At 40.8% G+C, this 4305-nt stretch carries 10 protein-coding genes; 3 read left to right on the forward strand and 7 right to left on the reverse strand.

Going from position 1 to position 4305, the window contains the following annotated elements; genetic code table 11:
- Together FNW02_RS37425 and FNW02_RS37435 are read right to left on the reverse strand one after the other, a co-directional pair.
- Positions 1–265: hypothetical protein (locus FNW02_RS37425; RefSeq protein WP_191762514.1), on the reverse strand; the 265-nt coding region annotated here is incomplete at its 3' end.
- Positions 266–1183: 918 nt separating this feature from the next.
- Positions 1184–1411: a helix-turn-helix domain-containing protein gene (locus FNW02_RS37435; protein ID WP_191762516.1), complete on the reverse strand. Its 228-nt coding sequence runs from the start codon at positions 1409–1411 to the stop codon at positions 1184–1186.
- A gap of 135 nt (positions 1412–1546) precedes the next feature.
- Here FNW02_RS37435 and FNW02_RS37440 point away from each other — a divergent pair, with 135 nt between their 5' ends.
- The 3 genes from FNW02_RS37440 to FNW02_RS37450 are packed head-to-tail and all read left to right on the forward strand — an operon-like array spanning position 1547 to position 2558.
- Complete coding sequence (locus FNW02_RS37440; protein ID WP_191762517.1) at positions 1547–1840, forward strand: hypothetical protein; 294 nt, start codon at positions 1547–1549, stop codon at positions 1838–1840.
- Positions 1841–1854: 14 nt separating this feature from the next.
- Positions 1855–2187 (forward strand): DUF5674 family protein, encoded by a 333-nt coding sequence (locus FNW02_RS37445; protein WP_191762518.1) that lies wholly within the window; start codon positions 1855–1857, stop codon positions 2185–2187.
- Positions 2184–2558: a hypothetical protein gene (locus tag FNW02_RS37450; protein WP_191762519.1), complete on the forward strand. Its 375-nt coding sequence runs from the start codon at positions 2184–2186 to the stop codon at positions 2556–2558. The genes FNW02_RS37445 and FNW02_RS37450 overlap by 4 nt, the downstream gene beginning before the upstream one ends.
- On the opposite strand, the gene FNW02_RS37455 is transcribed toward FNW02_RS37450, so the two are convergent.
- From FNW02_RS37455 to FNW02_RS37475, 5 genes are all read right to left on the reverse strand, one after another.
- The gene (locus tag FNW02_RS37455) at positions 2555–2836 is read right to left on the reverse strand and encodes a hypothetical protein (protein WP_191762520.1); all 282 of its coding nucleotides are present in this window, start codon (positions 2834–2836) and stop codon (positions 2555–2557) included. The genes FNW02_RS37450 and FNW02_RS37455 overlap by 4 nt on opposite strands.
- Positions 2837–2903: 67 nt before the next feature.
- Positions 2904–3098, reverse strand: coding sequence for a hypothetical protein (locus FNW02_RS37460; protein WP_191762521.1), 195 nt, complete (start codon positions 3096–3098; stop codon positions 2904–2906).
- Positions 3095–3319: a hypothetical protein gene (locus FNW02_RS37465; RefSeq protein ID WP_191762522.1), complete on the reverse strand. Its 225-nt coding sequence runs from the start codon at positions 3317–3319 to the stop codon at positions 3095–3097. The genes FNW02_RS37460 and FNW02_RS37465 overlap by 4 nt, the downstream gene beginning before the upstream one ends.
- A gap of 10 nt (positions 3320–3329) precedes the next feature.
- Positions 3330–3680, reverse strand: a complete 351-nt coding sequence (locus FNW02_RS37470) for a hypothetical protein (protein WP_191762523.1) — start codon at positions 3678–3680, stop codon at positions 3330–3332.
- A 13-nt stretch (positions 3681–3693) separates the two neighbouring features.
- Positions 3694–3954: a hypothetical protein gene (locus tag FNW02_RS37475; RefSeq protein WP_225226286.1), complete on the reverse strand. Its 261-nt coding sequence runs from the start codon at positions 3952–3954 to the stop codon at positions 3694–3696.
- Between the last annotated feature and the right edge of the window lie 351 nt (positions 3955–4305).

Genomic DNA, 4305 nt, shown 5'->3' on the forward strand with positions numbered 1-4305 from the left:
TGGCTTGGAAATAATCTCTCAAACTCCGATAAGTCACTTTGATACGTGGGTGATGCTTTCTTAAATTCGCCAAACACAACAGCATCTTTGTCTGCTCATGGGTATATTGACGAGCGCAGACTTTCTTCCCCTGTGCATAACAGGCCCCCGCTAGTCGCTCCCACTCATACCATGTGCGATCGCTGATTCTAGATCCCCGAATCTTTTCACAAATATTTTTCAGATTGATTGAAAGGCTGATCCAATCTTCTAATACTACTGGCATGGTTAAAGCTCTGTAAAATCAAAGCGGCTGTCAATATTGAGAGTGTAATTGCGATTATCGCTCCACAAAATTCTAACAAACCTGACGAATTTCTTTCTTCTTTTTCTATTATCTCAGTTGCACCGTCAAGAGTTGTTTTTGTATATTTCTCTTTTCTGTACACATTGCGTTATCTCCGTATATATGGATATCTGTACTTATTCCCGTCGTACTACACTCACTGCCACCTCAAGAAAAATATATGCCCATTTTCGGCTTTTCAGAATTGAATTATCTAAACTCCACTTCCTAACGTTCTGCTTAATCCATGCCCAACAATAGTTTCGGGCTTGTAATATTGCAGTAACACTCTACTCTATGGTTTTTACAAAAACTGTAAGAGGCTATTTTTGGTAAATTCAGCAGAATGAATGTAATGTGTCATTAAAGACAAAAAGCTATTAAATGCTTGCACTGTATTTGTATCAGGCTGTAATCAACAGTAAATCAGCAATTCATTTTTTTGAGCAACTCGACGCATAAACTAGCTTTTGGGGTACTGAGCCTTTATGTATCTTTTGTAAGACTGCTAACCTGGCATCTACATCGACTCCATAGCTTTTAAATGTCTGGTCTAGTTGCTGGCGGGTCATTTGGCGAAAGATTGATTTGCTGTTTCTTCCATGTTTTAGACCCAAGAAAATCTGTAGTTCTAAAACTTGTTTAATCTCTGACCAACTTAGGCAAGCCTGTCCAAATAAATTCAAAGTCTTCAGATACTTGTTTATCGTGTCTTTCGATTGAATCCTTAGTAAACTTCGGCATTCTTTAACGCTTAAATACTCCATTGGCTGGTCGAACTGTTGAACTATTTAAATAATAAAATACCCACACTTGGTGGGCAATAGAATTAATTGCACATTGTGCAGTTCATAGTTATTAAGCTGCACAATGTGCAATTTTCACATATTTATTTCTAATTTCTGGGTTGATATCTAAAAGTAGATGCAGTCTATTTAACTCCTTTAATGTTCTCTGGCTGATCCGACGATCACCATTACTCCATTTGTCAACAACAGATGTAGACACTCCCATTAATTCGGCAAGTGAACGGTGATACATAGGATGTCTGATGAAAAAATCGTTTAAGCTTGTGATTTCTGTCATAATGCGATCGCTCCTTTGCAGGCTATTTCTGTGAGGGAGAAGTCCTCCAGTGCATCACCACTGGAGGTACATACTTTAAATTTGTGCAGATAATAGCATGATAAGCTACTCAACAGTAGCAATGGGGTTCTATAAGTGGACATAGACAAATTAATTCAGGCTTTGCAAGAACGTGGCGTAATTAATGAGATTATTGACAAACGTCCTGGTGTCCCTAAGTTACCTGCTCAGTTGTATGTTCAGCTGATTATTGCTTCTCTTGCTACCAGAAAGGATATTAGCGCCTGTATTAGTACCGCCCTAGAAACTTATCTCACGCAAAATACTGACAAACACTTGAACGAAATCAAATTCCAGGCTGCCGCTGTTGACAAAGAAGTTGAACAGTATTTAGCTGACGCGATCGCTTCCAGACTTACAGGTAAATAGTTACACAAAAAATCATGATTCTTTTATTGCGTAATCGTGCTACCCCTGAACAACTTGAGCTTATGCTGCAACAGCACAAGTTCTACATCAAAACCGCAGTCGATCTTGAACGTCGGGTGTTGGTTGGGGGTGGCGATCTACACTATGACTGTGAACAAGCGCTACTGGCTGATGGTAGTAGACAAGAAAATATCTGGGCAGCAAGCTTTATGCCTGCGACTGGGAAAATGATTTTCGAGTCTATTGTCAATCTCCGCCCCCGCCAGAATCGCAAAATGGAAATACTTGACCCTAATATTAGAGAAAGAGTCAGTCAACTCATTATGGAGTTCCTAGGCAATTTATGATCGAAGTGACACCAGAGCAACAAAACTTTATCCAAGATGATGTCTCTACCCGCTTACATCATTTAGCAAATCACCTGTCGCAAATTCAATCTCTGTGGAATCAAGACTCATCAAGTGATTTGATGCTGCCTCTGGTGAAGGAAAGTCGATACTTTCTTGAATGGACTGTACCCGACATGGTGAAAGCAGACGACATTGACCGGGCCTGCGAGTTAGTTGATTTAGGTCGGGTTTTAACTCATTGGCTATTTCATTGGGACAAAATTTGGTCTGATACCGAACAAAAGCGGGTTGCACAAGGACAAACTCAAGATTGGTTGCGTCGGGTTCTGGAAATAGCCGATACACAGCCAGAATCACTGAGCGCTTAGTTTTTACTCGCCAATCGTCTTTTCACCAACAGCGAGCGCAAGTACCGCCGACACTCCGCCTCGCCCTTGTATATCAGAATGCGAAGGGCCTCAACCTCCTGCATCGAAGAAACGCAAATGGAGGCGATCGCACTGATTAGATTCTGCTGTGAGCGCACATAGTCTTGATGTTGCTGCTCTAGTTCAGCAACTTTGGATTTCAACTGCTGAATCTGCCGCAATGCTTTGGTTAAGGACGATTCTCTGTGTTGAATGTCGTTGTCTACAGATAACTGCATGTTGTTGCTCCTTTGTATGTTTAGGTTAATATCCCGATTGGCGGGGTATTCGCTTTCTTATAGTTCGTTAATTTTCCGCAAACTCTTCGATACTGTGTAATTCCCGTCTGATAATCTGCGCTCCCAACTCCCGACGTTGGCCCTTAGAGTTGGTGAATACATATCGGGCTTGCACAGCACAACTGGACGGGTGTTGATAACGCAGTTGTACACCACGGAATATGTACAGCTTTCCTTTGATAAGCGTTTTTGGTTCAATCATTTACACCTCTTGTGTTGAGTGATCTGTTCTACTTCATCAATCGCCTCAATTACCTCACCCAAAACATTTACAGCATCGTTGATATAGACATCATTCGTAGTTGAAAAGTAAGGAGAAGACTGAATCAGTCGATAATCCTTGCTACTCCCTACAACACGTAAAGTCTGCTGACACCCTTGGAGAATTGCTCGTATCTCTGCTGTGGTTAGTATGATTTCCATAATTACTTTGTTAACTAAACTTCTCAAAATCTGGGCAGGTATCACTCTCTACGCCACCCGGATGTATTCCACAAACGAGCATCACTCCCCCATATTTAACGCCGTGAAAATTTCTGCAACCCTTACAAGCTTTAGGCATTGCTTTACGTCTTTCTGATAATATCTTTTCGATGTCTGAATCGACTTTGACTTGATACAAACGGGTGGCAGCTAAAAGACTTCCACCAGATAACAACCATGAACCAGCAAGTACACTTTTGACACTTGCCTCGTTAGTCCCTTTGATCAGAATTGTGCTTCCAATTAGCGCTGCTGCTACTCCCAGCCCACCAGCACAAATGTTTAGGTATTTATTGAACATGGCTTTGTCCTGATTATTTATAAAAATTATCCCTGCTAATACTAAAACTTGCCCTAAGTATTGAACTGCCTAAAAAAGCTGAAAAACTTACCAGCATACTACCCAAACAAGCGTTTTTCTGGTACTGCCAGCTAGAGATAATTATTTTGGCATTAGTATTAGTCTCGATAATTTCTAATCCCCAGCAAGCGATCGCCCCTACTCCCGCAAATCCGGTAAACAGTAGAGATGCGATCACTGTTGTTTCTATGGTGCGGTCAATGAACTTCTTCATCTTGAAAATTCTTCTGCTCCGGCGACGAAGAAACAATTTATTGTTGTGGTCTATCTAAGCTTGGTGATAAAGAATTTGTTTATAGTTGGTCATCAGATTTCGTTCAACTCCACATAAAACCCTGCACCATTATTGCTAACCTTCACTAGTTTTCGATTAACCAGTGTTTGAATTACCCCCAAGCTAAAGCTGATGTTGCACAGTCGAGTGCTGCCGCCACAACAACCAGGGCGAACGCATCTTATTTACTAATAAAAACTAAAAAAGATTTGAAAATGACATAGATAATCCTACAAGTTGCTACAACTATAAATAAAACAAATCCCTAACCTTTCAACAATAGAGATTAGC

Origin of the sequence: Komarekiella delphini-convector SJRDD-AB1, from assembly GCF_014831675.1 — a bacterium.
Lineage (GTDB): Bacteria > Cyanobacteriota > Cyanobacteriia > Cyanobacteriales > Nostocaceae > Komarekiella.

Bases quoted from the DNA above. Each gene is read 5' to 3' on its own strand.
- FNW02_RS37435 (WP_191762516.1), bottom strand. From the start codon at position 1,411: ATGACAGAAATCACAAGCTTAAACGATTTTTTCATCAGACATCCTATG.
- FNW02_RS37455 (WP_191762520.1), bottom strand. From the start codon at position 2,836: ATGCAGTTATCTGTAGACAACGACATTCAACACAGAGAATCGTCCTTA.
- FNW02_RS37470 (WP_191762523.1), bottom strand. From the start codon at position 3,680: ATGTTCAATAAATACCTAAACATTTGTGCTGGTGGGCTGGGAGTAGCA.
- FNW02_RS37445 (WP_191762518.1), top strand. From the start codon at position 1,855: ATGATTCTTTTATTGCGTAATCGTGCTACCCCTGAACAACTTGAGCTT.
- FNW02_RS37460 (WP_191762521.1), bottom strand. From the start codon at position 3,098: ATGATTGAACCAAAAACGCTTATCAAAGGAAAGCTGTACATATTCCGT.
- FNW02_RS37475 (WP_225226286.1), bottom strand. From the start codon at position 3,954: ATGAAGAAGTTCATTGACCGCACCATAGAAACAACAGTGATCGCATCT.
- FNW02_RS37465 (WP_191762522.1), bottom strand. From the start codon at position 3,319: ATGGAAATCATACTAACCACAGCAGAGATACGAGCAATTCTCCAAGGG.
- FNW02_RS37450 (WP_191762519.1), top strand. From the start codon at position 2,184: ATGATCGAAGTGACACCAGAGCAACAAAACTTTATCCAAGATGATGTC.